At 44.4% G+C, this 22,224-nt stretch carries 24 protein-coding genes; 11 read left to right on the top strand and 13 right to left on the bottom strand.

Annotated features, from left to right (window positions below):
* Positions 1-72 precede the first annotated feature (72 nt).
* From D1Z90_RS06270 to D1Z90_RS06265, 3 genes are all read left to right on the top strand, one after another.
* Entirely contained in the window at positions 73-696 is a 624-nt protein-coding gene (locus D1Z90_RS06270; RefSeq protein WP_119909893.1) for a YecA/YgfB family protein, read from the top strand.
* Positions 697-765: 69 nt separating this feature from the next.
* Positions 766-897, top strand: coding sequence for a hypothetical protein (locus tag D1Z90_RS21930; protein WP_269777029.1), 132 nt, complete (start codon positions 766-768; stop codon positions 895-897).
* Positions 866-1,285 (top strand): acyl-CoA thioesterase, encoded by a 420-nt coding sequence (locus D1Z90_RS06265; protein ID WP_119909892.1) that lies wholly within the window; start codon positions 866-868, stop codon positions 1,283-1,285. The genes D1Z90_RS21930 and D1Z90_RS06265 overlap by 32 nt, the downstream gene beginning before the upstream one ends.
* Here D1Z90_RS06265 and D1Z90_RS06260 read toward each other — a convergent pair.
* The gene (locus tag D1Z90_RS06260; RefSeq protein ID WP_119909891.1) at positions 1,282-2,370 is read right to left on the bottom strand and encodes a hypothetical protein; all 1,089 of its coding nucleotides are present in this window, start codon (positions 2,368-2,370) and stop codon (positions 1,282-1,284) included. The genes D1Z90_RS06265 and D1Z90_RS06260 overlap by 4 nt on opposite strands.
* A 96-nt stretch (positions 2,371-2,466) precedes the next feature.
* Here D1Z90_RS06260 and D1Z90_RS06255 point away from each other — a divergent pair, with 96 nt between their 5' ends.
* Positions 2,467-3,273, top strand: a complete 807-nt coding sequence (locus D1Z90_RS06255) for an NAD-dependent epimerase/dehydratase family protein (protein WP_119909890.1) — start codon at positions 2,467-2,469, stop codon at positions 3,271-3,273.
* Complete coding sequence (locus tag D1Z90_RS06250) at positions 3,263-3,703, top strand: bifunctional diaminohydroxyphosphoribosylaminopyrimidine deaminase/5-amino-6-(5-phosphoribosylamino)uracil reductase RibD (protein WP_119909889.1); 441 nt, start codon at positions 3,263-3,265, stop codon at positions 3,701-3,703. The genes D1Z90_RS06255 and D1Z90_RS06250 overlap by 11 nt, the downstream gene beginning before the upstream one ends.
* A 42-nt stretch (positions 3,704-3,745) precedes the next feature.
* Here the strand turns inward: D1Z90_RS06250 and D1Z90_RS06245 are convergent, their stop codons facing one another.
* Positions 3,746-3,955, bottom strand: a complete 210-nt coding sequence (locus tag D1Z90_RS06245; RefSeq protein WP_119909888.1) for a cold-shock protein — start codon at positions 3,953-3,955, stop codon at positions 3,746-3,748.
* Positions 3,956-5,218: 1,263 nt separating this feature from the next.
* Positions 5,219-6,259 carry a glycosyltransferase family 9 protein gene (locus D1Z90_RS06240; RefSeq protein ID WP_119909887.1) on the bottom strand — a complete coding sequence of 347 codons (1,041 nt, stop codon included), beginning with the start codon at positions 6,257-6,259 and terminating at the stop codon, positions 5,219-5,221.
* A gap of 108 nt (positions 6,260-6,367) precedes the next feature.
* Between D1Z90_RS06240 and D1Z90_RS06235 the strand changes: the two genes are divergently transcribed.
* The gene (locus tag D1Z90_RS06235; RefSeq protein ID WP_119909886.1) at positions 6,368-7,102 is read left to right on the top strand and encodes a 3-deoxy-D-manno-octulosonic acid kinase; all 735 of its coding nucleotides are present in this window, start codon (positions 6,368-6,370) and stop codon (positions 7,100-7,102) included.
* Here the strand turns inward: D1Z90_RS06235 and waaA are convergent.
* On the bottom strand, positions 7,084-8,364 hold the full coding sequence (gene waaA, locus D1Z90_RS06230) for a lipid IV(A) 3-deoxy-D-manno-octulosonic acid transferase (protein ID WP_119909910.1): 1,281 nt from the start codon (positions 8,362-8,364) through the stop codon (positions 7,084-7,086). The genes D1Z90_RS06235 and waaA overlap by 19 nt on opposite strands.
* A gap of 213 nt (positions 8,365-8,577) precedes the next feature.
* Between waaA and D1Z90_RS06225 the strand changes: the two genes are divergently transcribed.
* Both D1Z90_RS06225 and D1Z90_RS06220 read left to right on the top strand, forming a co-directional pair.
* Positions 8,578-9,582: a CDP-glycerol glycerophosphotransferase family protein gene (locus D1Z90_RS06225; protein ID WP_232525207.1), complete on the top strand. Its 1,005-nt coding sequence runs from the start codon at positions 8,578-8,580 to the stop codon at positions 9,580-9,582.
* A 1-nt stretch (position 9,583) separates the two neighbouring features.
* The gene (locus tag D1Z90_RS06220) at positions 9,584-10,354 is read left to right on the top strand and encodes a glycosyltransferase family 2 protein (RefSeq protein ID WP_119909884.1); all 771 of its coding nucleotides are present in this window, start codon (positions 9,584-9,586) and stop codon (positions 10,352-10,354) included.
* Between the two features lie 13 nt (positions 10,355-10,367).
* Here the strand turns inward: D1Z90_RS06220 and D1Z90_RS06215 are convergent, their stop codons facing one another.
* From D1Z90_RS06215 to D1Z90_RS06195, 5 genes are all read right to left on the bottom strand, one after another.
* Complete coding sequence (locus D1Z90_RS06215) at positions 10,368-11,324, bottom strand: WavE lipopolysaccharide synthesis family protein (RefSeq protein WP_119909883.1); 957 nt, start codon at positions 11,322-11,324, stop codon at positions 10,368-10,370.
* 67 nt (positions 11,325-11,391) lie between these two features.
* Positions 11,392-12,402 (bottom strand): WavE lipopolysaccharide synthesis family protein, encoded by a 1,011-nt coding sequence (locus tag D1Z90_RS06210; RefSeq protein WP_119909882.1) that lies wholly within the window; start codon positions 12,400-12,402, stop codon positions 11,392-11,394.
* 38 nt (positions 12,403-12,440) lie between these two features.
* Positions 12,441-13,175 (bottom strand): glycosyltransferase family 2 protein, encoded by a 735-nt coding sequence (locus D1Z90_RS06205; protein WP_119909881.1) that lies wholly within the window; start codon positions 13,173-13,175, stop codon positions 12,441-12,443.
* Positions 13,172-14,755 (bottom strand): phosphotransferase family protein, encoded by a 1,584-nt coding sequence (locus D1Z90_RS06200; RefSeq protein ID WP_119909880.1) that lies wholly within the window; start codon positions 14,753-14,755, stop codon positions 13,172-13,174. The genes D1Z90_RS06205 and D1Z90_RS06200 overlap by 4 nt, the downstream gene beginning before the upstream one ends.
* A complete protein-coding gene (locus D1Z90_RS06195; protein WP_119909879.1) occupies positions 14,749-15,126 on the bottom strand; it encodes an HAD family hydrolase in 378 nt (125 codons plus the stop codon). The genes D1Z90_RS06200 and D1Z90_RS06195 overlap by 7 nt, the downstream gene beginning before the upstream one ends.
* A 154-nt stretch (positions 15,127-15,280) precedes the next feature.
* Between D1Z90_RS06195 and D1Z90_RS06190 the strand changes: the two genes are divergently transcribed.
* A complete protein-coding gene (locus tag D1Z90_RS06190) occupies positions 15,281-16,444 on the top strand; it encodes a glycosyltransferase (RefSeq protein ID WP_119909878.1) in 1,164 nt (387 codons plus the stop codon).
* Positions 16,445-16,446: 2 nt separating this feature from the next.
* Here the strand turns inward: D1Z90_RS06190 and D1Z90_RS06185 are convergent, their stop codons facing one another.
* Genes D1Z90_RS06185 through rfaD form a run of 4 tightly spaced genes read right to left on the bottom strand, consistent with a single transcriptional unit; the run spans position 16,447 to position 20,697 of the window.
* The gene (locus tag D1Z90_RS06185; RefSeq protein ID WP_119909877.1) at positions 16,447-17,529 is read right to left on the bottom strand and encodes a glycosyltransferase family 4 protein; all 1,083 of its coding nucleotides are present in this window, start codon (positions 17,527-17,529) and stop codon (positions 16,447-16,449) included.
* A gap of 11 nt (positions 17,530-17,540) precedes the next feature.
* Entirely contained in the window at positions 17,541-18,791 is a 1,251-nt protein-coding gene (locus D1Z90_RS06180) for an O-antigen ligase family protein (protein ID WP_119909876.1), read from the bottom strand.
* 2 nt (positions 18,792-18,793) lie between these two features.
* Positions 18,794-19,756 (bottom strand): lauroyl-Kdo(2)-lipid IV(A) myristoyltransferase, encoded by a 963-nt coding sequence (lpxM, locus tag D1Z90_RS06175; protein ID WP_119909875.1) that lies wholly within the window; start codon positions 19,754-19,756, stop codon positions 18,794-18,796.
* Complete coding sequence (rfaD, locus tag D1Z90_RS06170; RefSeq protein ID WP_119909874.1) at positions 19,756-20,697, bottom strand: ADP-glyceromanno-heptose 6-epimerase; 942 nt, start codon at positions 20,695-20,697, stop codon at positions 19,756-19,758. The genes lpxM and rfaD overlap by 1 nt, the downstream gene beginning before the upstream one ends.
* A 13-nt stretch (positions 20,698-20,710) precedes the next feature.
* Between rfaD and D1Z90_RS06165 the strand changes: the two genes are divergently transcribed.
* Both D1Z90_RS06165 and D1Z90_RS06160 read left to right on the top strand, forming a co-directional pair.
* On the top strand, positions 20,711-20,938 hold the full coding sequence (locus D1Z90_RS06165; RefSeq protein ID WP_119909873.1) for a hypothetical protein: 228 nt from the start codon (positions 20,711-20,713) through the stop codon (positions 20,936-20,938).
* A 151-nt stretch (positions 20,939-21,089) separates the two neighbouring features.
* Positions 21,090-22,205, top strand: coding sequence for a branched-chain amino acid ABC transporter substrate-binding protein (locus D1Z90_RS06160; protein ID WP_119909909.1), 1,116 nt, complete (start codon positions 21,090-21,092; stop codon positions 22,203-22,205).
* Positions 22,206-22,224: the final 19 nt, after the last annotated feature.

Raw genomic sequence — 22,224 nt, 5'->3', positions numbered from 1 at the left:
CATGGTGTGGCGCTTGGCGCTTGGGTGTGATGCATTATCATCAGGGGCAATTTAAATTTACAAGGATTTCCCATGGCTTACTCTACGGCTAACTTGATAACCGCCATCAATCACCCTTCATTAACCGGTAAAGTGATGGGGCCAACCCAGGCGCAAGGTTTTACCTTTGCCATTCTTAGCGCGCCTGCTCTTATTGCTACCGAAGATTGGTGGCCAATGCTGTTTGTTGAACAGAAGATTAGCTCTGAGATTGACGCAGGTGCTCGAGACGAGTTCTTGCAACAAATTATGACGTATTTTAAAGCTGCGGTAGACAGCGTTCAGAGTGAGCAAGGTTTTCAATTTCCAGACGTGTGTGAATGCAAAGATGACAATGCAAACGTGGAGCTAATGGCGTTTTGTGCTGGTTTTTTGCAAGGCTATCACTGGTTATCTGATTTGTGGCAAGATCGACTCGCCAAGCTAGATTCAGATTCCAAAAATTTAGTTTCACAAACCTTGCTTGGTGCAATGGTGTTGTCGGGGCACCCGCAACTGCCTAACATGCTCAAAGACACCGATAAAAGTCAGATCCCAACGGTGGGTAAGGTGTATCAAGATCTACCGCAGAGTTTGCAGTACTTCGCGACTTTTGGGCGTAAAATTGCCGCTGCTGAAGCCATTAACGAATTGAAGGCGGATGCCAGCGCAAAATAATCACGGGGTGAGCCAAGGCCATGTCAGTATTATCAGGCCAAGCCATAGGCCTCACCACTAAGGAATGCAGTGAAGTTTAATCAACGCAAACAAAAAGTGAATAAACGCGTAAAGCGAAGGTTAACCTTACGTTACCTGCGCTTTCGCAGCCAACGTCAAAAGGAACAAGATGAGCAACAGCAGCTTTCAACTGAACTTTAAAGTACGTGATTACGAATGTGATATGCAAGGTATCGTCAATAACGGTGTTTATTTTAATTACCTTGAACACGCACGACATGAGTTTTTACACCAGAAAGGGGTAAATTTTGCAGAGTTGGCGGAGGCAGGCATTCACTTAGTGGTGGTACGTGCGGAAATGGATTATAAAGCCTCTTTGCGCAGCGGCGATGAGTTCTATGTTGAAGTTGTACCAGAGCGGCCAAGTAAAACCCGTTTTGCTTTTCGCCAAACCGTAGTGCGAGTCAGTGATGGTAAAATTGCGTTGCAGGCGTTGGTTATAGGCACTGCGCTTAACCAACGTGGTAGACCTTATATCCATGAGCAAGTCGACCAAGTCTTTCCATTACCCGCCACGACAGCGTCCTAAAGTAACGCCAAAATATGCTTAGCCGCGTTAGCTGCACCGTTTGCCTGCGCGCGCGGTTTCTGATGCGGTGTTGAGACCTGCTCGATCGCCAGTGCTAGCTCGCCGTTATATAGACCTTGTGGCGAGATTTCCACACAATTAACATGCTGTTGTAAAAACGCGTTGAGAAACGGCGTTTCCGGCCAATCTGGCCGAGCTAGCGTTACCGCATTAGTGCCGGCGCAGGCTAATTCTGTGTAGGTACCATAACCTGGTTTGGTCAGCGCTAAATCGACGCTGAACACTAAATCTAAAAAACGCATTTCGGCTGCTGTAAAGTGCAGCATGTCGCAGCGTTCGCTGGGCGGTGTTTGATCGACCAACCACAGCCACCCGGGTAAGTTTGGCCACGCGTTTAAGTTAAGAGGCTCTGTTAACCCGCCCAATGCAATCAGCCCTACACGATGAAATACTCTGTTACTGCTGTTGCGCAGACGCTGTTGCAATATATCTGCTTGCGGTTGACCCAGCTGACAAATAGGCCCTACGGCGACTTCTTTCGACGCATTCAGCGGATCCGCTACGTGAGGCGTGGTTTTTAGTATGCATTCTACCGCTTGATAGGCTTGCTCAAGTATGGCTAATACTTTTTCTGCGTCAGGCAAAGAGGCGCAATAACGCTGATAAATTTGACGCCAATTGAATGGGGCTAAACTGACACAAAGAATACCCAGTGTTGCTGCTGCGGCCAAGCTGACTGGCGATATATTGCTGACCACTAAATCGGGTTTGATCCGCTTTAAGTGGGTTTGCTCATGAGCGACTAAATCTGACCATTGTGCCGCCATCTCAAGGTATTGTTGATGGCTTGCGGTGACATCTACCTTAATGGGGGAGAGCATTTGCATGCCAAAGTCAGAGCCAACAGCCAAGTAGTCAAAGTGATCATTCAATCGTTGGTCAAAGTAGTCTTTTGGAACGTTAGACATGATGGTAATCTTGATGGCGGGCGCCGTTTTTTGTATTTGCGCCATCACTGCGGCAGCAATCGCCGCGTGACCAAAGCCATGGTGAGTAATCGAAAAAAGAATATGAGAGTGTGCCATGGTTGGGCCTTATTATTGAAGCCAAGCGATATGCCTAACATGATACTTTAATCGGGTTAGCAAATTGCTACCAGTATTAGTTAAGGAAGATAAGACATGCAGCAAATTGCCATTTTGGGCTGCGGCTGGTTGGGACAACCACTGGCACTTGCATTGCAAAATGCGGGCTATGGGGTGAAGGTATCACGGCGCGATCCCAACGCGTTAGCCGAATTACGTCAACAGGGGTTGCATGCTTATGCGCTGGATATTACCGAAGTCGGCATAGAAGGGCAGTGGCAAGGGTTTTGTGAACAAGTCACTAGCATGATTGTGATGTTACCGCCGCGAAGCAAAAGTCAGCACCCTGACCGTTATCGCCTGCAAATAGACAGCTTATGTCACGGGTTAAGAGAGAGCCACGTTCAACGCTTGATATTTATCAGCAGTACTGGCGTGTATCAAAAACACAATACTCCACTGACCGAAACGTCTCCTTTAGTGCTTGAGTCAGCTTTGGTTTACGCAGAGCAAGTCATTCAGTCAGTGCGCCCTACTTGTACCTTGCGCTTTTCTGGCTTAGTGGGGCCGGCGCGAATACCCGGACGTTTTTTGGCAGGAAAGCAATTAGATGCAGGCTTGACCCCGGTAAACTTGATTCACCAACAAGATTGTATTGGCGTCATACTTGCGGTGCTGGCGCAACAAACAGAGCCCAAAACTTACAACGTGAGTTCAGCCACTCAAGCTACGCGACAAGACTTTTATACTTTAGCGGCCCGCCAAGCGGATTTACCCGCGCCACAGTTTAGTACAGACAACAGCTTGCCCCTGTGTCGAGTCAACAGTGATAAGCTAATGGCGGACCTTAACTATCAATTCACCTACCCTGATATAACAAAGTGGTTAACACATGACTCCTGAACAAAAACTGCAGTTTATGACTGCCGCAATGAATGAAGGACAACGCGCCTTACCTGCTTGTCGTCCCAATCCCCCAGTGGGCTGCGTTGCGGTCAGAGAAGGACAAATTATCGCTTCGGGTTTTACCCTGCCACCTGGGCAGCATCATGCCGAGGCGTCTGTCCTTGCCCAATTGGCTGGAGATGTATCTGGCGTGAGTTTATTTGTAACCTTAGAGCCGTGTTCTTTTGTTGGCCGAACGCCGTCTTGTGCCCACACAATTGTTGAACAAGGGATCGAACACGTCTATGTTGGCTTGATTGACCCACACAGTAGAAACCAAGGGCGAGGTATTGCGGTATTAGAGGAAGCCGGAGTAAAAGTAGAAACAGGCATTTTGAAAGCAAAGCTGAATACGGTGCTGGGGCCTTACTTGATAACGAATGAGTAGGCAAAGAGGCCGAAGCCATTTGGCATGGCTTCGGCAACCGTATTAAATTACGGTAACATTCTCAGCTTGTGGGCCTTTCTGGCCTTGCACTACTTCCATAGTGACTTGTTGGCCTTCTTGCAATGTTTTGCGGCCATTGCCATTGATCACACTGAAGTGAACAAACACATCTTTACCATCTTCACGCTCAATGAAACCAAAACCTTTCTCATCATTGAACCACTTAACTGTACCTTTAACTTGATCTGACATTGTTACTCTCTTTACTTAACTAGCGCCTTGGTAGGCATGTATTATCACCAGCAAGCTGGCAGTCTTTCGAGTGCGATGTTTATTCACTGATAACTGGGGTTTGCTATAGAGGGCAAAGCAGTTTCGTAAGCTGAGATAAAATATCTGCGTGATTGCATAAACAAAGCAAATTAAGCTTATACCATGGATTTACATGGCACAATTTTTTACCTGAGTTAAATTAAAAGCTTATTGTAAGTGTCATAAAAATCGTCCGATGTATTAACCTACTCTTGCGCTGTACCTGCGGCCATGGTCTAGGTCTCATAAAGCGTGATGGCGTTCACGGTCTTGTTGATGGCGTTAAAAATCGATTAACTCCCCTATTTTTAACTGTAAGACATTCGCCATTAAGAGGCTGAGATTATCGCTATTTAGAGCGATGAAAAAGCAAATTTGATTCTCAGAGATAATATGATAAACCTCAATAAGTAGATGATCCCATTGTTTTATATCTTGTTTTGATATTGTTTTGCGTTCGATTTGTGATCGCAGTAGGTAGTTTCCCATATAGAAATAGGTAAAGTACGTAACAAGAACACAGCAAAACACTTCACGGATTGAAGCATAAGCGCTACACGCTTTTGAGCAGGATACCCGGCCAAGCCTTTTCACGGAACGAAAGCATAAGTCATGAGGACTTATCGCAGGACGCTCAGGACCTTTCACGGAACGAAAGCATAAGTCACGAAGACTTATCGCAGGACGCTCAGGACCTTTCATGGAACGAAAGCATAAGTCATGAGGACTTATCGCAGGACGCACAGGACTTTTCAGGGATCGAAACGATAAACGAGGATGGTTTATCTGCAGGAAGCCATTTAGGATGAATTCATTGGATGAATGGGTGAAATGGGATATTAGCCCTCAGGATGAACATGGACACCTCCATGGAGTTGAGCAGAATTGAATAGGATGTCAATTAATAAGGATGAAGGACTAAGAATGGACGCTGGTTGCGTTAGGAAGGCGTAACTGCATGATGCAAAAGGACACCTCTAAGGATTGAGCAGAATAAATCAGGATGATTTATTGTTAGGACGACAGGACCCCTCAGGAAGAGAAGTGGAATCGGTCTGGAGTAGATCAGTCAGGGAGCGCAGGGAGCACAAAACATTAACGGAAGATGTGTAAGGCCATGGGGCGATACAGCAATGTATCGCCCCATTTCTTTATCGCTTGAGAAAAATAAGCGGGCATTGAGCTCAATTGAAAAGTTCAATGCTAGTCAGTTACAAATTGTCCTAATTTGGAGATGACGGCCTCAAGACTAATGTCTTGCATTATATGCTCCCCTTTGACCCGCGTTGCCCATGGTAGCTCTGTGATGGGTTTACCGTGCTGCGCTTCTACGTGTTGTTCGTAAACGCTGACCACTTTATCTAAATCATTATACGGGCCGGTGCGCTTGGGATTACTGTGGCCATATAAGCCAATGACAGGAGTGCCTTGTGTGGTGGCTAAGTGTGCCGGGCCTGAATCTGGAGCCAGTACAACATCCGCAGCGGCAATCACTGCCGTTAATTGCTTCAGGCTGGTTTGCCCAATAAGGTTATCTATCGGTTGGCTACAAGCTTGCTCAATGGCTTGGCCCAGGGCAATTTCTCGCGGTGCGGGTGAGCCACATAAAATAACCTGGCCTCCCTTGCTGACGAAATAATCTGCAGCAGCGGCATAACGTTCGATAAGCCAGTTGCGCTCGTCTTTGCTGGCAGCGGGAGAAATGACAAGGCAAGGGCGTTGTTTAATGGCTTGCTTGGCAAAAGCTTGATCTGATTCACTTAACGGAATGTGCCAATGGGGCTTATCAAATGGCACGCCTAAGTACTTCACAAAGTCGGCAAAGTTATCGAGTACGTGCACTGAATCTGATTCAGGCAGGTGACGGTTAGTAAACAGCCACTGGCCTTCTTTGCTGCGACTTTTGCTAAAGCCGACGCGGTATTTTGCTTTGATGCCGAAAGACAACGCGCTGGCCCGTAGGGCTAACTGCATTTGCAGTAAGGCGTCGAAGCGTTGCTGTTTAAGCGTTTTCCATAAGGCTCGCATGCCCTTAAAACCCGTCTTTTTATCAAAAATGACCACCTCAATGCCAGGTAGGTCGCCAATCAGTTGGGCTTCAATCTTTCCACAAATCCAGGTGATGCGGGTATCTGGCCAGTGTTGCTGAATGGCTTGCACACTCGCGATGGCGTGGCAAACATCACCAATCGCAGAAAGACGCAGAATGCACAGGGAATGTGGCGCGTGAGTAAACAAAGCCATAAATCTTTACCTAGAATTGAATGCGGGGCAAAAAACTAATTTGAATTATGCAGCGGCCTTAGGTAATTGTAAAATAGTGACAATGTTATATTTCACCAAGAGAAGCCTATGACGCAGAAGCCGCAAGACCCTTTTACCTTGCTTGATAATGGTGCAGAGCAAATTCTGTATCACTCTGAATTTCTGACTGAGGCACCCTTGTTATGCTTTGAAAGCGAGTTTTGGTCAGGTCAAAACAAGGTGATAGGCTCGGCCCAAGGGCGCGGAACCACTTGGTTTGTGCAAGGTGAGAAACTGGCCATGGCGCTGCGCCATTATCGTCGCGGCGGTTTATTTGGCAAACTTGTCGCTGACAGTTATTGGTTTACAGGATGGCAAAACAGCCGCAGCGTGGCAGAGCTCAGGTTGTTGCAATTGTTATCTGCTGGAGGGGTCAATGTACCTCGGGGTATTGCGGCGCGTACGCAAAGAACAGGATTGACTTATCACGCCGATATTTTGGTAGAGAAAGTCGCTGGGGCTAAAGACTTGGTTGGGTTGTTGCAACAAAGCGCGATAACCGGCGACCTATGGGCGAGTATCGGCCAAATGATCAAAAAAATGCACCTGCTTGAGGTATGCCATACGGACTTAAATGCCCATAATATTTTAATTGATCAAGCGCAGCAGGTTTGGTTGATTGATTTTGACAAATGTTACCAAAAGCGAGGGCACAATTGGCAAGGCGGTAATCTTGCTCGCTTACAACGCTCATTTATTAAAGAGCGTGGTAAGCGCCAAATCCATTTTAATGATGAGAACTGGCAAGCCTTGTTAAAAGGTTATCATGATGGGGTCAGGTAATTGCCGATAAGCGTGATGCTTTTGTCAACCGCGCCTTTGTTGCGGTTCACCACATTCAAGGCGTGCTTACCCATTACCTGCTGCTGATCCTTGTCTTTAAGCAAAGCGATTAATTGCTGCGCCAGTTGCTGACTGTTTGCACAAACGTGTGTTGCGCCTGCTTGTTGCAATTGCTCGGTAATGTCGCTGAAGTTGAAGTAACTGGGGCCAATGATACTGGGTTTTGCGAGTGCCGCCGGCTCTAATAAGTTATGTCCGCCGACTTTATCGCCGAGTAAACTGCCGCCCATAACGGTAACGTCTGCCGCTGCCATTAATGTCAACATTTCGCCCATTGTGTCACCGAGGTAAACTTCAAGATCCGAGGTGATGGTTTGAGGTTCGGTGCGCTTTTGTACGTTAAACCCTTGGCTTTGACACAGTTCAAAAACTGTTTGAAACCGTTCTGGGTGACGTGGCACTAGAATCAACAATGCTTCTTTAATGCTTTTCTGCACGGCTTTAAATGCGCTAAGAACTTGTTCATCTTCCCCTTGATGAGTGCTGGCTGCAATGAACACCGGGCGCTGATGTCCCAGTTGTTGCCTTAGCTCAGCGCCTTGGCGCAGGGTTTCTTTAGGCAGTTGAATATCATATTTAATCGAGCCGGTAACGGTCACTTTATTTGCTGGCACCCCAAGCGCTATGAACCGTGATGCATCATCCTGATGTACGGTGAGTAGATGACTTAATTTACCGCCAAGTTGTGCAAAAGCGCCTTTGAACTTGCCGTAACGCCGCGCCGAACGAGCGGACAAACGACCATTGAGCAAAATGATAGGAATCGCTTTTGCTGCAACGCTGGCGAGGGTGTTTGGCCAGAGCTCGGTTTCCATAATGATCATAACTTGCGGTTTGATAACGTTTAAAAAACGTCTGACGCACCAACTAAAATCAATGGGCATGTACCTGTGAGTAACCCCTGTAAGCTTGGCTATTTGTTCTGCGCCTGTGCTGGTGGTGGTGGTCACCACGATTTGATATTGCGGATAGCTTTGTTGCAAACTTTTGAGTACCGGTGTGACGGCAATACTTTCTCCGACAGATACAGCGTGTACCCAGATCACTGGCTTATCATTTTGCAGTAGTGCTGGCGTAAAACCAAAGTGTTCTTTCCAACGCGAGCCAAAGGCGGGTTTTCCAGGTTTGCGCTTGTATAAGCCAAACAATAAAAAGGGACAAACCAGTAGCATGATCAAGGTATAAACAAGGCGATAAATCATAATGCTCCGTGGTAAGTGATGATTTAGCTGAGGCTGAGTTATGGTAACGGCCCACATTTTTGCTATCAAGTGATTACGAGTGTTAAGCATAGTGTTTTATCTCTGCTTAGGCTTTTTGCTATCATGTTGATTATTACCGTCAACTGAGAGCATCTTGTGCCAGTTTGTCCCAAGCGTTATTTATTTTATATTGCCCAGAATTATGCGTATGCGATGCTACGACCCTTGCAGCAGGTAATCAAAGCGCGAGGTGATGCGGTTTATTGGTTTTTAGAAGGCTCAGAGGTTGACCCTAAACACTTACGAGGCGACGAACTGTGCTGGCAAAGTGTTAACCAAGTGATTGAATGGCAGCCTGATGCGGTGTTTGTACCTGGTAATGTGGTGCCCAGCTTTATTCCTGGCCTAAAAGTGGCGCTGTTTCATGGTTTTGACACCGGTAAACGTAAAAGTGAAGGCAACAAGGGCCACTTTGCGATCCGCGATTGCTTTGATCTTTACTGCACTCAGGGCCCAAGTAGCACCGCGCGTTTTCAAGAATTAGCCCAGCAGCATGGCCATTTTGAAGTGAAAGAAACGGGGTGGGCAGCCTTAGACCCTTTATTTCAAACTCAGTCAGGCAATCCATTTGACAGTACAGATGGCCGCAAAACAATTTTAATGTGCTCTACTTTTTCAAAGCATATCTCTTGCGCTCGTCAATTATTTGATACCGTAAAGCGTTTGACCACTTCTGGGGAGTGGCGTTGGCTGATTCAGTTTCATCCCAAAATGGACCCCGAAGTAGTCGCTATGTATCGGTCACTTGAAAGCGAACATTGTCAGTTTATCGAAACCGACAATGTTTTACCTTTATTGACCGCGGCTGACGCCATGTTGTGTGATACGTCGTCGATTGTTTTAATGTTTTTAATGCAGCATAAGCCTGTGGTGACCTTTAACAACAAAATGCCAGGACCGCATCTCTATAACATTACGGATGAGTCCAAGGTACATCAAGCATTGACCCATGTGCTGATGCAGCCGCCGGAGTTAATCAATGCCATTAAGCAATATACCGAGCATATTCATCCTTATACGGATGGGCACTCAAGCGAGCGAGTGCTCGCTGCTACTGATGAGTTACTGGCAAAGGGGACTTCGCACTTAAAAGCCAAGCCAAGTAATATTGTTCGCCACTTAAAAATGCGTAAAAAGTTAGCTTACTGGAAGCTCTAATATGAAGAAACAACACAGTTTGTCGGTGATTTTAATAACCAAAAATGAAGCGGACAGAGTTGAGAAGTGTTTACAGTCTGTCGCCCACGTTGCCGATGAAATTATAGTATTAGACAGCGGTTCAACCGACGATACCGTGGCTATTTGTCAGCGTTATACCGACAAAGTGACTATTACTGACTGGCCCGGCTTTGGTAAGCAAAAGCAGCGTGCGCTGGAGCAAGCAACGTGTGACTGGGTATTGTCGATAGATGCGGATGAAGCCCTTGATGAAGTGATGCAGCAGAGCATGACGCAACTGCTTTGCCAAACAGATATTGAATGTACTTCCTATCGTTTGCCTTGGGGGGTGACGATTTACGGTAAAACCTTGAAGTATGGTCGCAGCGCACGCTCGGTACTGCGTTTATTTCAACGCGAAGGTGCCCGTTATACCTTGGATGAGGTGCATGAAACCGTCGTGCCGGCAGAAGGTAAAAAGGGCAAACTAGCGGGGTTGCTGCTGCATTATACGCAACGTCATTACGGCCATGGCCTTGAAAAAACAGCTAAATACGCTTGGCTCGGCGCACAGAAATATCATCGAAAGGGGAAAAAAGCGCGACCGTTCCCGCTCATTGTATTAGGCGGTGGGTGGACTTTTATTCTTATCTACTTTATTCGTCGAGGCTTTTTGGATGGTGCTATCGGGTTTATTGTGGCAATGAGTTACGCCCAAGCCAACTATAATAAGCACATGGGGTTATGGTTATTACAAAACCGAAAGCCTTAACACGAATTGTTTCCTAGCAAGAGCGTGGATGTCTTAATTTGAAATAGCTGCCACTTATTGGCAGCTTTATTAGCCTGCGGGTGGTGAGCCATGCTTGTTGCAGGCTAAAGGGAATGGTGAAATCTTCGTCGCAATAAGTTTTGTACAAGGCTAGCCAGTCATCATGGCTATATTCATTGGCGCGTTTTTGCTTTCGTTCAGATACTCTTCTTAAGCCCAGCCCCATGGTTTCTGGATCGGCAATAATCAGGTTATTAGCCAAGAAACGTTCCCAGTAACTAAGGTATTGCTTGGCTTTATCGAACCGGTTTGCCAGCAGAGGCGCATTAGGATCTAGGTGCTTGAGCCATATTTGGCAGTAAACCTGTTCGGCTTCCAGTTTATTAACCTCATTGGCTTGTAACCTTAATTGTTGGTAATCAGTGGCGAAACTTTGCTGGCAGAAGTTTGGCTGTTGCCAAATCTTTTTCAAATCTTGCGTTAAACCGTAGTAGAAAAAATCACTCGGGCTCATTATTACGCGTCGGCCATGAGAGGTTCGCCGAGAGAGGTTAGCATTCACAACCACTCTTTGTTCAAACAATTTTGCTTCATCTTGGCCTTTCAAAAATGCTTGCTGCAGGTCGACAAATTGATTACCGGTAAGAAAATTATCACTGCGTAATTTTAATGCGTAACGCGTTTCCACTTGCGCGAGGCCAGCTCGTGTAGACACAAGCTGGCGATGATAGTTAAGTGGTAAAAAGCGCTCATCATCAGGCCCAGGGTCGTCATTCAGCAACACCTTATCAACGTCTAACCCCGAAATATTTTGTCCCTGCCAGGTCGATAGGATAATTGTAGCGCCGGGCAAGAATTGACGAATGCTATTAAGGCACTTTATTGTAATTCCTTCCTCATGGTGGGTACGTGTGGCTGTATTCTGAACAGGGCCTTGGACGACGACACTAATGTTGGTAAAGGATTGCAAGTATTCACCTTATATTATTGATAATAAAGTGGATTCAAGTATGAACATCGATGAGTTTGATAATTCATCATGATTTTGAACTGCAGTGCAACTCATTGAATGCCAGAAGTCGCTTGATAAGTTTCAATTTAGTCTCGATTCCCACAGGGCGGATAAGTAGCCACCTTTGAAGCTTTCGCTTCATCTCATTCTGTTTATTTATGTGGTATCGACCTTGGCAGTATTGATTAATAAGCCATCGTAGATCTTCTTGTTGATAAAAGCTCGCGACACCTGTTACACGGTTCACCCGCGCTTTTCCTAAAAACTTTTTACATAGCCCGAGGCCGAGCTCTTCTGGACTAGCAATAACTAAATTACTGGCGATGAACTTGTCTTGGGCTAATTGTTTATTATCACTAAGATCATGCAAATGCTTTAATTTTGTATCATAGTCGAAATTTTTTAGACCTAAGTGCCAAAATAGCTGAGTACAGTCGATGGGAAAATAAGGATAGTGAGGGTTAGGAAGGCCTTGCTGCTGCAAATTGTAATCTTCCAATAGCGATATATCCCAAAGCTTCACAAGATCACGGGTTAAGCCAAAATAAAAAAAGTCGCTTAGGTGGTACGCAACCGGTAGGCCTTTAGCAAGCTTTCGACTAAAGGTATTGGTGATGACTACTTTCTGATCAAACACCTTATCTTGCTCTGCCCGTTCGGTATATTGCTCTAATAACGCCAAGAAATTGCTTGAGGTAAGGTAGTTATCCGTTCTTAGCTTAATCGCATAAGGCGTTTTTACCGATTTTAAACCATTGATGGTTGATACGATTTGGCGATTGTTGTTTAGAATTCTCGGCTTGTTGTTTTTGGTATAATGACGAATATTTCGGCCGGGATCGTCATTTAAAACTAGCTCGTCATAATCAAGGCCTGACAGGTCCTGTTCATGCCAAGTAGATAATATGATGTGGGCGCCAGGCAAGTACTGTCTCACAGACTTTAGGCAGTGATGCGTAATACCTTCATCTATTGAACGCTCATCATAAGCCTGAACAGGCCCTTGAACAACAACTGTAATATCTTGAAAATTCATATGTGGCCTAGAGTCAAAAACGTTTTGGAATAATCTGGTTACTTAGTATATCCATTTGCAAGAAAGTCATCGTATTCTTGAGGAACACCACAAAAGTAGACTTCTTGCTTATCAATAAGTTGGTAGTGTACCTGCTTGTTCATCGCAATCAATGTATTGTACATAGGCGCGATATACAACTCACCTTTAGCCCAGTTTTCAGTGGGTTCCGCCAGTTGTTTCAAATAAGCGGATTCAAAATCAGCATAGCGTGAGAAGTAATATAACCCTGTGCTGCATAAGTCTGAAATAGCTTGTTTTTCTGCAGTTTCTTGCACCAGTGTTGAGTCAGTGTTTAGTGGCTTAGCAAAAGACCAGTTATCACCGCTGCCTTTAAAAACTTCTAAATAACCATCTACTGTACCGTTAAATGTAGGCTTGCGATAATTGGGTCGGAAAGTATCAATGTTAAAAATAGTAAGCTCACTATCAGGAGCTGCGCGATCTTTTAACCCTAAGTACACGGTCTCGGCTTGCCCACGAGTCGCCTCACTGAGCGTAAAGATATCTGCATGAGCGATGCCTAACAGTTTAACCTGCTCTTCTACAAACTCTGCGGTAGCGTAAACATCTCGAATGATGAACACAAATGTTTCTGTTTTAAAGTAACGAGAGAAGCTTTTCACAGCATGGGCAAACAGCGTTTCCCCATGCGCGAGCAACATATATTTGGGTTTTTCATAACCAGCTTTAAAAAATCGGGAGCTGAGGCCTGCCATGGGAATAACTATCATGAGACTTCCTGTTGTAATAGCTCAAATAAACGAAATGCGTTAGCCAATAGCGCTTGCTGTCGCTCAGGTTGATCGCTGTGCAGAGGTAACATCGATAAAAATAACTGTATCTGCATAGCATATATATTGGCTGCGTTGAGTCGGTACCTTTGTTTTACAGCACGTAAAAAGATATTTTGAACTGCGTCATTATGGCTTTGGTGATGTAATTCAAAGCTTATCTGATAAGGTTGGTAAGTTAAGCTAAAATAGCCCGCGATGATCCAGTCATACATACCAAGCACAGAGTGACTTAACTTAGCGAGGTCATATTGTATATCACCAAACCTGGCCATATTGCCGTTGTGATCTATCCCTCTCGGGTCGATGGTTTTGATATTATTGGTACGAAAGTCATACAAAATGTTGCTAAAACAAAAGTCTCCATGCATTAGGCTGGCGGCTTTTGGAGCTGGCAAGTATTGTTCACTCAACTTACATAATTGATTGATAGAGACCAGCGTTGTTTGGTTGATTTGCCATATTTTATCTGCATCAAGCTGATTGTTTTTGCAAAACAATGTTACACGTTGGAGGGTTTTTTGTTGGAACAACCCTCCAAGAGACGCTTGTTTATCATCCGCTAGGGCTTGGTGTTCTGAGCTTTTGTCAATGAAAGCGAAGCAAGCGTTTAATATGCGTTGCCACACCATATCAGGTAACTGTGCAAATACATAAAGTTCATTCAGGGCGGTAAGATGCAAATACTCTAATTGATAGCTGGCTTTTTCTTGGTTTACGTATGAGCCTAAAAACTGTGGTGTAAACACTTTTAAATCGCCTGGTAAATGCTTAAACCAATTAGCCTCTGCTTCAATTTTGTTCTTCTGATTGCCTGATTTTGTCACTACGGGGGGGTTAATGTCTAATTCATTAAACGCCCGCTGTGTCGTGAACTTAGCTTTTGAGTGGTAGTAAGTATTCACATGGCCAAAGTCTAGCCAATTGTTCACCCGAGCGCTGCACATTCCTACTTGTTGATGGTAATCATTGAGGCCTTTAACAAAGTCCCAATGTTGATGAGTAAGGGAACGAATTAACTGTTTCGGCTGGCTAAAGTTGAAGTAACCAGCCACAACATTTTGGTTATCTGCAGAGCTACGTTGATGGTTTGGTTCAATCAGCTTGTCTTTTTCTTGGCTGATGACTGACCAGTTGTAGTTATCTTCTATTTCGGACACGGCTACAACGTTTTTATCGCTGGGGATATCAGTGATTAAGGTGTCGCCAAATAAGATACTAACGGGACCTTGTATGTTGTCTTCTATCAAATTTAAACTTGATACCAGTGAAGCTCCAAGAGGCAGCCCAACGGGCACCCTTAAAATTGCAACATTATGCTGCAGTAACCAATCTAGATCGGCGGGGTTCGGCGTAAAGTCATCTGGCAAAGATAAATACACTCGTTTTTGCTTTGGGCTTGCAGCAATTTGATGTTGAAATAATCGCTTATTACCTAGCGGTAAAAATGTGGGAGGAATATCGCCAAACTCCGAGGCGAGCTCTTTATCGATGTACGCTGCTGACATTATTATCAGCATGCTTTCTCCTTCTCCAATAACGCGTTTATCTCTGCTAAGTTCAATGAGGCAAATTCAGACGGACGTATGGAGCGATCATCGATATAAAATCCTTCATGGCCACACCAAGGCTTGCCAACAATTACTTCATCATAAGGAACACCATGCTTATCTAACCAAGCAGTAATGGTGGGCAGAGTATGGATATTAATTTCACCTACATTGCCTTTGTAAGTGCGCATGTTTCGCGCTGTATGGATTACAATGCTGAAGCCTTCTTGATGGTACTGCTGCAATTTTTTAATCACTGCAAGGTTAGGGCTGACATTTGCATAATCATTGGTATCACCGAGCGTGATCGTGCCGTCTAAGTCGACAATAAGCTTTTTCATACTAGGCTAGTTTTTCCTTTTACGTTTGGAGTAGGTTCTTTGTTATTATAGGTTTAATAACAAGAGAGTTGAATACTGAACTTATCTCGTTGTGAGTCATTTAGCATCTCGCAATTGAGCAATTCTGAACGCTGTAATTAAAGGCTTTTGCAATATGGTTTCTGAAGGTAGTAATGTAAAACGCATTTTATTTGTGACTCACAACCTAAAAGGTGGTGGGGTGCAAAAAATTACCCTAGATACTGCAAGGTACCACGTTGAAGCAGGGAATGATGTCTCATTATTATGCTTAGAGAAAGGTATTGACTTACCTGTAGACTTTGATTGTCATTTTCATACTCTAGATATGAAATCATTTTTTATTTCAAGACCTTGGCTTGCGCTGTACTACTGCTTTTACAAACTAATCTTAAGAAAGCTGTTGCCAAATAGTGAGTTTTTATGGGCAAGCTATGTTTACGGGAAGGCCTTTACCAAGTTCTTAGAGGGGAAACCAAAATTTGATGCCATCTTTGTCAATGGTATTCGTTCTATGAATCGTTTGGCCAGTGTTTCACAAGATAATGTGGTTTACAGTTTGCACTTACCCCATGCACTAGCGAAAAAGCCTTCTTCTCGATATTTCCGTTTTTTGTTTAAACGGCTTTTTTCTGGCAAGAAAATATTTTGTGTTTCTGAGTTTATTCGTAAGGATATCGCAACTAAAGCCCGGTCTTTGGGGGTGACGATTGATAAATTAGCTGTCATCCACAACCCTTGTGACGGTGAAAAATTATCTCGTTTAGCGCAAGAGACTGTGCCATTTGAAGATGATTACGTGGTGTCAGTCGGTCGCTTAACAAAACAGAAGCGTTTTGATGTTCTTATCAAGGCATATAAAATAGCCGACATAGATAAAAAGCTTGTCATCCTAGGGGAAGGGCACCAGCGCAAAGAACTTGAGCAGCTGATTAAAGAATTAGGGTTGGATCAGCAAGTGTTCTTAGTTGGCTTCGACAAAAACCCCTTTAAATGGATGAAGCGCTCACATTTCTTTATTTTGAGCTCAGACTTTGAGGGGTTTGTATTGGTTGTGAATGAGGCGCTGGCACTACAAGTGCCTGTCGTAGCAACTGATTGTGGCCCGATTACTGAAATTCTTACTGGAGAACTGCTGCAAGGGGTCGTGCCGAAAGGCGACATAAGATTGTTAGCAGAAAAAATCAGACAGTTTGATAAGCAACCGATCAAGCCGAGTGATGATGTCGTCAAACAGCTTGATTTTCATTGTATTACTCAGCAGCAACTAGCGATGGTGACAAAGTCAGCCAGGCAGTGATTTTATTGCTCGGATAATAGATGCTCAAAAAAAGCGATATGCTTTTTCACCGTTTCACTGGCATTGAACTCGGTGTCCAGCTTTATCTTCGCAGCTTGACTGAATGCATGAACCTTACTTTTATCTGCAATGAGCTTGTTCATTGCTTGGCCAAAAGCGACAGGGTCGTTTGTAGGCACAATATATCCCGTTTTGCCGTCTTCAACCAATTCAGGTGAGCCGCCAGTAGTCGTGACAATTGATGGCGTACCGTTAGCCATGGCTTCAATAATCGTTCTTGGCAAACCTTCACCGCTTTTCGATGGCTGGACTTGAAAGTCGGCCATTGCCATTAACGAAGGCACATCACTGCGATGCCCTATATAGTGAATACGCTCTGCCATTGGGCTGGCTTTCATTGCTTCAAAGTAAGGCTCAAAGCCGCTGCCCGCAAGAATCAAATGAAAGTTTGGGTTATCGATATGGTGGGTGGCAGTAATGAGTACGTCGATGCCTTTACTGGGCCTTACATGGGCTGCACACATGGCAATAGTGTCTTGTTCTGTGAGGTTAAATTCGGCTCGATCCGTCGGTGGGACTAAATACCAATCAAGTTGATGGCCTTTGTAGATAGTGACGACATTATCTTTGTTTTTCCATACCCGCTTTCTCACATCTTGGGTGACTGCGTCAGACACGCAGATAATGCCATCTACCCGAGGGCTTAAGTGGGTCAGGTAAGCGGTGGGATCGTGACGGTATAAACCACCCGTTGTACCTCGATACAAGACGACTTTGGTACGGTGACCAATACTGGCAAGCAAAGCGTTTGGAATCGTTTTTGAATTGAAGGCATAAAAAATATCGTAGTCGCCCTCAACCAACTCTTTGCGCATGGCTTTAATCGTCGTTGGGCAGATTTTTTTCGTAGGGTAACAAGCAATGGTTTTAACGCCATGCTCATTAAATCGAGGTAAATATTCACAATTATCCTGAGTCATCAGGGTAACGGTGTGACCTTGTTTGACCATTTCAATAAATACTTCAGCTTCTGGTCTTACGCTGTTCCAAGCATGGCGGTAAGAGCTAGCAATTAATATTCTCACGAAGTAAACCTTTAATTATTGTGTTTCAGTTTAATGCTAATGGCGATAAAGCAAGAGATAATGAAAGAGTAAAAAATCATACCCGAGTTGTGGTTGAAATAAACTTGGCTTAAACCGAAGCCTGAAAACATAATCAAACAAGTCATACCTGCTTGGTTAATTGTTTGTAGTTGTAAATTACTTTCCGATTTGTTTGCATTTAAAATGTATGCCGGGATGAAAAAAATACTCAATAGGGCTAACAAACCTATCCCACCTCTCAAACTTAAAGCTTCCAAATATTCGTTGTGAGCATGCCAGTCCGCATAGTTAGGGTTGAAATCAATATTGCCGTCGCGAATTTGTTGTTGTCTTTGTTCTAACCTTGTTGCAAGGCTATTCCCTAATATAGGGTTTTCCGAGATTGAGTATGTTGCACTTTTCCACAGCTCCAACCTTAAGCCTATCGATGTGTTAGTGTCGTTGTTTTCATGCTTTTCAATATCTTGGAAGGCTTGTTCGAAGCGTGAACTGACAGCGTTATCAGTAGACGCTGTGACAGTAATAAGAGCCAAAATGAATAGTGTTAACACGAGAGTCACTCTTGCACTAAACAGTTTTCGATTTTGAATGGCAAGGTAGAATAATGCAAAGGGTAAAAATACCCAGCCGCCACGTGAACCGGATTGTAAACTTGCAAATAGTCCAAGTACTGTGCCTAAAAGAGTTAAAGTAATATAAGACCACTTTTTTACTTGGCAAAAGTAAATGAAAAAGCACAAGCTAATCATACTAAGAACGATTGCGGCATTGCCGGATTGAATCGGCATGTAACCTTTCCCCCAGAGCCCAACTCCTCGACTAAATGCCCTTTCCATCCCCACTATGTATACTTGATAAGTTGCTACTAAGCCTGCGATGATGGCTCCCAAAGCAAACGCTGCCGCAAGGTACTGAAACTTCACGCCTCGATGAATAATGAGCAGCAGTATTGGTATAACCATTACTATTCTACTTGTTTGATCAATATAACTTGCTTTCTCACCATGGAGAAACATAAAGAAAGTAAAGATAAAAAAGTATGCTAAATAACAGTAGCAAATAAGGCGAGTTTGCTGGATTTTCCAACAAGCCTTAGAACTATTTATGGATATTAGAGAGAATAAAAAGAGCAGTAAAGCCGCGAGGTTATACCCCTTGCCATAAGCCAGAGACAAAATCGGAAACAGACAGACTAGAGCAGTAGTATAGTCATAATCAGAGAGTTGTTTAATTCTATTCATAGTCACTTTTTATGATATGGGTTTGGCTCACCGTCAGGGCGGGTTTTTAATAAGCGCAAAATCCACATATATTGTTCAGGATGCTGATTGACATAGTTTTCTATGCATTGGTTCATTAATCGAGCATCCTGCTCCTCGCTCTCTAGTGGGAACGGGTCCAGTTCTGGTTGAATATCTATCTCGTATTTACCGGTTGTGACGTTGTACATTGAAAATAAAGGCACTATTTTTGCCCGGCTGACTTTTGATAATTTACCTAAACCACTGATTGTTGCCTTAGTTGTGGCAAAAAAGTCGACAAATACACTGCTATCAGGCCCTAAATCTTCATCCGGTAGGTAGTAGCCCAAGTAGCCATCTTTGATGGAACGAATAAAAGGTTTTACGCCACCTTTTCGCTCATATACTCGACCACCGTATTGCACGCGTTGACGATGTATAAACCAATCTGCGACTTGGTCTTTTTGTTTCTTTGCCATGGCAGAAACGTGGATGCCACGGGAAGCTAATAGCACCGCTGGCACGTCAATTGCCCAAGTATGAGGCACTAAAAGAATGACCGAGTGACCTTGTTCTTTCAGTCGAAAAAGGTGTTCTTCGCCGCGAATGACAGAGTTTTTCTCAAGCCATTTTTTGCGCCGAATACTTAATGAAGGAAAGCCCAGCAAAAAAGTACCCGCGGTAATGTAACTTTGCAGTAGCATTGCCTCCCTTTGCTCTTGTGTATTATTTGGGAAGCACATCTCAAGGTTAGTGCGCGCCCTTTGGTTGGCTTTACTGTTTAACTTTAAGGCTCCACGCGCGAGCACCGTTGCAATCCAACGGCGGCAGGTATTGGGCAGTAAGCTGACCAAAGCCGCCGCGCTGACATACAGCCAAGTGCCCCAATATTTAGGGTGTAAAAAGCTCCATTCAAAGCTTGGGTTGTACGCTTTGGGATCAAAATGTGGATCTTGCTGACTCATTACTGGTTAATAATCTCTAAATATTCGGCAACGCCGGTAGCTACATTTTTAAAGGGTAAATCAAACCCTGTGGCTCTTAGCTTAGTCAAGTCTGCTTGGGTAAAGTTTTGGTAGCGGCCGACTAAATGTTCGGGAAAATCAATGTATTCAATTTCCCCTTTGCCATGATGTTTGATAACGGCTTCAGCAATGGCGCGAAATGGCTCAGCTTCACCCGTGCCTAGATTGAAAATACCAGACTGATCGGGGTGCTCTAAAAACCATAAGTTGGCGTTAATCACGTCACCAACATAGATGAAATCTCGGCTTTGGCCGCCGTCTTCATAGCCTTCGGTACCTTTAAATAATTTGGGATTTTCGCCCGCTTTAACTTGGTTGTTAAGGTGAAAAGCCACGCTGGCCATGCTGCCTTTGTGTTGCTCTCGTGGGCCATAAACGTTGAAGTAACGAAAGCCAACAATTTGCGATTCAGCTTCTGGTAAAATATTTCGTACGTATTGATCAAATTGAAACTTAGAGAAACCATAAACGTTTAGCGGCTTCTCGTATTCACGAGACTCTTTAAATACGCCGCCTCCGCCATAAGTGGCTGCTGATGAAGCGTATAAGAATGGGATTTGACGGTCTAAGCAGTAATGCAGTAGATCTTTTGAGTAATCATAGTTATTTTCCATCATCATTTTGCCGTCCCACTCTGTAGTCGAAGAGCAAGCGCCTTGATGGAAAATTGCGTCTATTGGGCCTAAATTCTCGCCGGACAAAATTAAGCCAATGAACTCTTCTTTGTCCATGTAGTCGGCAATATCTAAGTCGACTAAATTGACAAATTTTGTACCATCGGTGAGGTCGTCTACGACTAAGATATCACGATAACCTGAGTCGTTTAATGCCTTAACAAGATTGCTGCCAATAAAGCCTGCGCCACCTGTGACTATGATCATGTAAGTTACTCTTATGAAGGAAGTTAAATATACGGGCCGTCGCCATAATAACATTATTGACCATAAACGGCAGGTTAAATCAGTTTTAGGCCAAAAAGGCGTAACCTCACAGCATGAGCAATCTCTCACTGAATTAGAACTTAGTGTTTTATGCTGCTTAGGTTTTTATCTGTTGGCTCTGGTGGTTTACTTTTATCTCAGCAGTAGAGGTTTTGTTGGTTTTTATGTTTATTTACCATGAGTTATGCCAAGACTGCGAACCTGATCCGTCACAAACTTCACGTAATCCACCTTGTTCATCTAATATTTTGAGTGTTACAAGAAAGTTAACTCAATTTGCGAAAGGCGGCTTTACTAGCGCTCTTTACAGCCAAGAACACGGAGAAGGCGAAATGAACAAGTGGACAAAAACGGCGGCTAGCGTAGCAGCGGCAATGACTTTATTTGGCGCATCAACATTAGCCCAAGCTGCAGATACCATTAAAATTGCCATGGCTGGGCCAGTCACCGGGCCAGTCGCGCAATACGGTGATATGCAATTTACCGGCGGTAATGCCGCAATTGAGATGATAAATGCCGCTGGTGGTATTAACGGCAAACAGCTTGAAGGCGTGATATATGATGACGCGTGCGACCCCAAGCAAGCGGTGGCGGTAGCCAATAAAATCGTCAACGATGGGGCTCAGTTTGTTCTCGGCCATTTGTGTTCAAGTGCGACTCAGCCGGCATCTGATATTTATGAAGACGAGGGCATCTTAATGATCACTGCTGCGTCGACTAGCCCAGACATTACTGCGAGAGGTTATGAACTGATTTTTCGCACCATAGGTTTAGACAGTGACCAGGGCCCTACTGCCTCTAACTATATTATCGATCATGTAAAGCCGAAAAAAGTGGCGGTGATCCACGACAAACAACAATACGGTGAGGGCATTGCCTCATCTGTGAAAGCGGGTCTTGAAGCAGCCAAGATTCCTGTAGTGGCATTTGAAGGTGTCACCGCGGGTGATAAAGACTTCTCGGCATTGATTGCAAAACTGAAAAAGCTGAATGTCGACTTTGTTTATTACGGCGGTTACCACCCTGAACTGGGTTTGTTGTTGCGCCAATCAAAAGAAAAAGGATTAACCGCGCAGTTTATGGGACCAGAAGGCGTGGGTAACAAGGACATTTCGGCTATTGCTGGCGAAGCCTCGGAAGGTTTGTTGGTTACTTTACCGAAGAAGTACGACTTACTGCCAGAGAACAAAGCTGTAGTCGACCACATCGTCGCCAAAGGTGGAGACGCTACAGGACCCTTTGTATGGACAGGTTATGCCGCTGTTCAAGCCATTTCTCAAGGGTTGAAAGCCGGTAAGACTGATCCGATGGATTTAGCCGAATATCTTAGAGCCACGCCAACTAACACCGTAATGGGTGAGCTGGCGTGGGATAAAAAAGGCGATCTCAAGGGCTTTGAGTTTGGCGTCTTTACTTGGCATAAAGACGGCACTTCAAGCCAAAATTAAATGACTGATGCCGGGCTTG

The organism is Motilimonas pumila (assembly GCF_003596335.1).
Taxonomy (GTDB): domain Bacteria; phylum Pseudomonadota; class Gammaproteobacteria; order Enterobacterales; family CBDFNC01; genus Motilimonas; species Motilimonas pumila.
The sequence above is the reverse complement of the archived record's forward strand: the minus strand, read 5'-3'. Positions and strand labels throughout refer to the sequence as shown.

What these genes read in the sequence shown, in the direction of transcription:
- D1Z90_RS06190 (WP_119909878.1), top strand. Translation starts at nt 15,281, where the DNA reads ATGGTTTCTGAAGGTAGTAATGTAAAACGCATTTTATTTGTGACTCAC.
- D1Z90_RS06260 (WP_119909891.1), bottom strand. Translation starts at nt 2,370, where the DNA reads ATGGCACACTCTCATATTCTTTTTTCGATTACTCACCATGGCTTTGGT.
- D1Z90_RS06265 (WP_119909892.1), top strand. Translation starts at nt 866, where the DNA reads ATGAGCAACAGCAGCTTTCAACTGAACTTTAAAGTACGTGATTACGAA.
- D1Z90_RS06270 (WP_119909893.1), top strand. Translation starts at nt 73, where the DNA reads ATGGCTTACTCTACGGCTAACTTGATAACCGCCATCAATCACCCTTCA.
- D1Z90_RS06235 (WP_119909886.1), top strand. Translation starts at nt 6,368, where the DNA reads ATGACGCAGAAGCCGCAAGACCCTTTTACCTTGCTTGATAATGGTGCA.
- D1Z90_RS06195 (WP_119909879.1), bottom strand. Translation starts at nt 15,126, where the DNA reads ATGAAAAAGCTTATTGTCGACTTAGACGGCACGATCACGCTCGGTGAT.
- D1Z90_RS06250 (WP_119909889.1), top strand. Translation starts at nt 3,263, where the DNA reads ATGACTCCTGAACAAAAACTGCAGTTTATGACTGCCGCAATGAATGAA.
- rfaD (WP_119909874.1), bottom strand. Translation starts at nt 20,697, where the DNA reads ATGATCATAGTCACAGGTGGCGCAGGCTTTATTGGCAGCAATCTTGTT.
- lpxM (WP_119909875.1), bottom strand. Translation starts at nt 19,756, where the DNA reads ATGAGTCAGCAAGATCCACATTTTGATCCCAAAGCGTACAACCCAAGC.
- D1Z90_RS06180 (WP_119909876.1), bottom strand. Translation starts at nt 18,791, where the DNA reads ATGAATAGAATTAAACAACTCTCTGATTATGACTATACTACTGCTCTA.
- D1Z90_RS06225 (WP_232525207.1), top strand. Translation starts at nt 8,578, where the DNA reads ATGCTACGACCCTTGCAGCAGGTAATCAAAGCGCGAGGTGATGCGGTT.
- waaA (WP_119909910.1), bottom strand. Translation starts at nt 8,364, where the DNA reads ATGATTTATCGCCTTGTTTATACCTTGATCATGCTACTGGTTTGTCCC.
- D1Z90_RS06220 (WP_119909884.1), top strand. Translation starts at nt 9,584, where the DNA reads ATGAAGAAACAACACAGTTTGTCGGTGATTTTAATAACCAAAAATGAA.
- D1Z90_RS06200 (WP_119909880.1), bottom strand. Translation starts at nt 14,755, where the DNA reads ATGCTGATAATAATGTCAGCAGCGTACATCGATAAAGAGCTCGCCTCG.
- D1Z90_RS06205 (WP_119909881.1), bottom strand. Translation starts at nt 13,175, where the DNA reads ATGATAGTTATTCCCATGGCAGGCCTCAGCTCCCGATTTTTTAAAGCT.
- D1Z90_RS06245 (WP_119909888.1), bottom strand. Translation starts at nt 3,955, where the DNA reads ATGTCAGATCAAGTTAAAGGTACAGTTAAGTGGTTCAATGATGAGAAA.
- D1Z90_RS06255 (WP_119909890.1), top strand. Translation starts at nt 2,467, where the DNA reads ATGCAGCAAATTGCCATTTTGGGCTGCGGCTGGTTGGGACAACCACTG.
- D1Z90_RS06165 (WP_119909873.1), top strand. Translation starts at nt 20,711, where the DNA reads ATGAAGGAAGTTAAATATACGGGCCGTCGCCATAATAACATTATTGAC.
- D1Z90_RS06210 (WP_119909882.1), bottom strand. Translation starts at nt 12,402, where the DNA reads ATGAATTTTCAAGATATTACAGTTGTTGTTCAAGGGCCTGTTCAGGCT.
- D1Z90_RS06240 (WP_119909887.1), bottom strand. Translation starts at nt 6,259, where the DNA reads ATGGCTTTGTTTACTCACGCGCCACATTCCCTGTGCATTCTGCGTCTT.
- D1Z90_RS06160 (WP_119909909.1), top strand. Translation starts at nt 21,090, where the DNA reads ATGAACAAGTGGACAAAAACGGCGGCTAGCGTAGCAGCGGCAATGACT.